At 65.1% G+C, this 3,774-nt stretch carries 5 protein-coding genes; 2 read left to right on the top strand and 3 right to left on the bottom strand.

Features of this window, described 5'->3' with window-relative positions:
• Together AC5DC2_RS21020 and AC5DC2_RS21015 are read left to right on the top strand one after the other, a co-directional pair.
• On the top strand, window positions 1–760 hold a 760-nt coding region (locus AC5DC2_RS21020), incomplete at its 5' end, for a Ppx/GppA phosphatase family protein (protein ID WP_491699898.1).
• 2 nt (window positions 761–762) lie between these two features.
• The gene (locus AC5DC2_RS21015; protein WP_036237256.1) at window positions 763–1,467 is read left to right on the top strand and encodes an RlmE family RNA methyltransferase; all 705 of its coding nucleotides are present in this window, start codon (window positions 763–765) and stop codon (window positions 1,465–1,467) included.
• Window positions 1,468–1,560: 93 nt separating this feature from the next.
• Here the strand turns inward: AC5DC2_RS21015 and AC5DC2_RS21010 are convergent, their stop codons facing one another.
• The 3 genes from AC5DC2_RS21010 to AC5DC2_RS21000 form a co-directional block, all read right to left on the bottom strand.
• Entirely contained in the window at window positions 1,561–2,322 is a 762-nt protein-coding gene (locus AC5DC2_RS21010; protein WP_024708451.1) for an aldolase/citrate lyase family protein, read from the bottom strand.
• A gap of 177 nt (window positions 2,323–2,499) precedes the next feature.
• A complete protein-coding gene (locus AC5DC2_RS21005; protein WP_491699897.1) occupies window positions 2,500–3,405 on the bottom strand; it encodes a 2-oxo acid dehydrogenase subunit E2 in 906 nt (301 codons plus the stop codon).
• Between the two features lies 1 nt (window position 3,406).
• Window positions 3,407–3,774 (bottom strand): aldehyde dehydrogenase family protein (locus AC5DC2_RS21000; RefSeq protein WP_491699896.1); only part of this gene is annotated, 368 nt, incomplete at its 5' end.

Here is a 3,774-nt window from a genome sequence, read left to right as displayed (position 1 = left end):
CGACGCCTTCCTGAAGCGGGTGCGAAGCGAGACGGGCCTCGAACTCGAGGTCATCAACCGCGAAACCGAGGCGCGCCTGGCCGTTTCCAGCTGCGCCTCTCTGATCGGCAGGGAGACGCGCGCTGCAGTGCTTTTCGATATCGGCGGCGGCTCCTCCGAGATCGCCGTCATCAGGCTTGGCGAGAACCGCTCCCCGCGCATCGCCAACCATATCTCGCACTGGACATCGCTGCCGGTCGGCGTCGTGACACTGTCTGAACGCTACGGCGGGCATCATGTCACGCCGGCGATCTTCGAGGATATGGTGGCGGAAGTCACCGCACTGCTTGGCGATTTCCACTGCCCGGAGGTCGAGGGCGGGGCCGATGACGACGGGTTCCACCTGATCGGCACGTCCGGAACGGTCACGACGCTTGCCGGAGTCCACCTCGACCTGCCGCGCTATGACCGGCGCAAGGTCGACGGCATCTGGCTCTCCGACGACGAGGTCACCGCGATGCAGGAAAAGCTGCTCTCCTGGGATTTCGCGGGACGGGCGGCCAATCCCTGCATCGGTCCGGACCGGGCCGATCTGGTGCTCGCGGGCTGCGCCATTCTGGAAGCGATCCGCCGCCGCTGGCCGGCGCAGCGCATGCGGGTTGCCGACCGGGGCCTGCGCGAGGGCATTCTGACCGACATGATGATGCGCGACGGCGTGTGGCGCTCGAAAAGACGCCGGGGCGGCTTCAATCGCCCGCCCCGCAACGACAACAAGGACTGACCATGGCCAGACAACCTGCAAAACCGGTCCGCACGGGCCGCAAGATCGGCCAGAAGGTCAAGAAGACCAAGCTGAAGGCCTCTTCGCGGCGCTGGATCGAGCGGCATATCAACGACCCTTACGTCCAGCGGGCGAAGACCGAGGGTTTCAGGGCGCGCGCCGCCTACAAGCTGCTCGAGATAGACGAGAAGCACCATATCCTGAAGGGCGCACGCCGGATCATCGATCTTGGCGCGGCGCCTGGAAGCTGGTCGCAGATCGCCGCCAAGGTGACCGATTCGACGGATACCGACGTCCGCGTTGCCGCGATCGACTTTCTTGAGATGGCGCCCGTTCCCGGCGTCAAGTTCTTCGAGATGGACTTTCTCGACGACGCGGCGCCAACGCTCCTGCGCGCGGCGCTCGACGGCCCGCCCGATCTCGTGATCTCCGACATGGCCGCGCCGACCACGGGCCACAAGCGAACGGATCACCTGCGCACGATGCATCTTTGCGAAGTCGCGGCGCATTTCGCCGTCGAAACGCTGGCCGAGGGCGGTCACTTCCTCGCCAAGACCTTCCAGGGCGGCGCCGAACACGACCTCCTGACCATGCTGAAGCAGAACTTCCGGCAGGTGGTCCACGTCAAGCCCGCGGCCTCCCGTTCGGAGTCGGTCGAGATGTTCCTGCTTGCCAAACACTTCAAGGGCCGTGCGCGGCCGGGCTGAGACCCCGCGTGGCAAGGGTTAAGCCGGCCCGGGCCCGACCAGGCCGATCCGGGTGAACCGAATGCCGCAAAGGCATCCGGCGGAAACGGCTCCTCAGAATTGCCGGCGCAGCGCCTTGAGCCCCGTCATGAAGACGCCGACATCGGTGCCCACGGCGAGGAATTCGATCCCCATCTTCTGGTATTTCTTCGTGAGTTCCGCATCGCCGATGAGAATGCCGGCGGCCTTGTCCGATGCCTTGATGCGTTCCAGCGCATCGATGACCGTCTCCTGCACTTCCGCCGCGCCGACCTGTCCGGGAAAGCCCATGTCGGCAGCCAGATCGGAAGGGCCGACGAAGACGCCGTCGACGCCCTCGGTGGCCAGGATGTCGTCAAGCGCTGCGATCCCCGCGCGGCTTTCGACCTGCACCAGCACGCAGATTTCGTCGCTCGCCGTGGAGAGATAGTCGGAGACGGTATCGTAGAGCGAGGCGCGGGCAAGAGCTGCCCCTATGCCGCGCGCACCCTTTGGCGGATAGCGCACAGAGCGCACGACCTCCGAAGCCTGCGCGCCGCTTTCGATCATCGGCACCAGGAAATTGCGCACGCCGATATCCAGATACTGTTTCATGAGCGCCCGGTCATCCGAGGGCGGACGCACCACCACAGCCGGATCGAAGGCTGCCAGTGCGCGCAACTGATCGAGGATCGAGCGGAGATCGTTCGGCCCGTGCTCGCCATCGACCAGCAGCCAGTCGAAACCGGCCTGGGCGCAAAGCTCCGCGGTCGTCGCCTCGCCGAGACCGAGCCACAGGCCGATCTTCTGTTCACCGCGCCTCAGCGCGGCCTTGAATTCATTCGTATCTACAGGCACGCTCGCCTCCCAAGGAACATTTGACGCGTCCGGCAGGAGAGAATCACCGGCCCCGCCTCGATCCGCCGAGCGTATTGAGCCACACGACCGGCCCGCCAGACAATCCCCTTGGCAGGATCATTCGGCGCGCCCGCGCCATGCCCCTTCATCGCCGGACAGGCTCATGCCTCCCCCGCCTCAGGCAAAGAGCATCCGGCGCGGATCGGCAAGAAGCCGGGCATAATGGCAGAGGAACCGCGCGGCATCGGCGCCGTTGATCACCCGGTGATCATAGGAAAGGTCAAGCGGCGCCATCAGCACAGGCTGCCAGGCCTCGTTCTCCCAGACCGGAACGGTCTCGGCCCGCATGATGCCGAGAATGGCCACTTCCGGCGGGTTGACGAGCGGCGTGAAGGCCGTGCCGCCGATGCCGCCGAGATTGGAAACGGACATCGACGCCCCGCCCATTTCGTCAGGCCGAAGCTTGCGGTCGCCGGCCCTCTTCGCCAGGTCGGCAATCTCGGCGGAGATCTGCCACAGGCCCTTGCGGTCCGCATCGCGGATCACCGGCACCATCAGCCCGTGCGGCGTGTCGACGGCGACGCCGATGTGGCAATAGTCTTTCCGGATCAACACCTTGCCGTCTGCCGACAGCGATGAATTGAACAGCGGAAAGGCTTTGAGGGTGAGCGCCAGCGCCTTGATGTGAAAGGCAAGCGCGGTGAGCCTCAGCCCTTTGGCCGAAGCTTCCGCCTTGAGGCTCGTGCGAAAGGCTTCGAGCGCGCGCATGTCGGCGCGATCGTGATGGGTGACCTGCGGGATTGTCCGGTTGGCGGCTGAAAGGTTGTCGGCGGCAAGGCTCGCGATCCGGCTCACCGGCTCCTCTGTAACCGGGCCGAAGGCGGCGTGGTCGACATCCCAGTATCTCTGATCCCCCTCGCCGGCGCTTGGGCCAGTTGGCGCGGAGCCATCCATATGCTGGTCGACATCCTCGCGCGCCAGATTGGTGCGACCCGATTTTCGCGCAACATCGGAAAGGTCGATGCCCTTGCGTCCGGCATAGGCCACCACGGCCGGGCTTGCGATGAAATCCTTGTCGCTCATGTCACCATTCCGCCGAGATATACTGGGTTTCCATGAATTCGAGCATGCCTTCATGCCCGCCCTCGCGCCCGAGCCCGGACTGCTTGACCCCGCCGAAGGGGGCCGCCGGATCGGAGACGAGGCCGCGATTGAGACCGACCATGCCGTATTCCAGCCGTTCGCAGACCCGCATGGCGCGCTTCATGTCCTCGGAGAAGACATAAGCCACCAGCCCGTATTCGGTGTCATTGGCGCGCCGGATCACGTCTTCCTCGTCGCTGAAGGTCTGCAGCGCCGCGACGGGACCGAAAATTTCGTCATGAACGCAGTCAGCGGTTTCGGGGACGTTCGACAGCACGGTCGGGGGATAGAAAAAACCTTTGCCGTTCG

The sequence above is a fragment of the Martelella sp. genome, from assembly GCF_984369615.1.
Note: the sequence above shows the minus strand (reverse complement) of the source record. Positions and strands in the feature narration are given on the sequence as shown.

Bases quoted from the DNA above. Each gene is read 5' to 3' on its own strand.
- AC5DC2_RS21015 (WP_036237256.1), top strand. From the start codon at position 763: ATGGCCAGACAACCTGCAAAACCGGTCCGCACGGGCCGCAAGATCGGC.
- AC5DC2_RS21005 (WP_491699897.1), bottom strand. From the start codon at position 3,405: ATGAGCGACAAGGATTTCATCGCAAGCCCGGCCGTGGTGGCCTATGCC.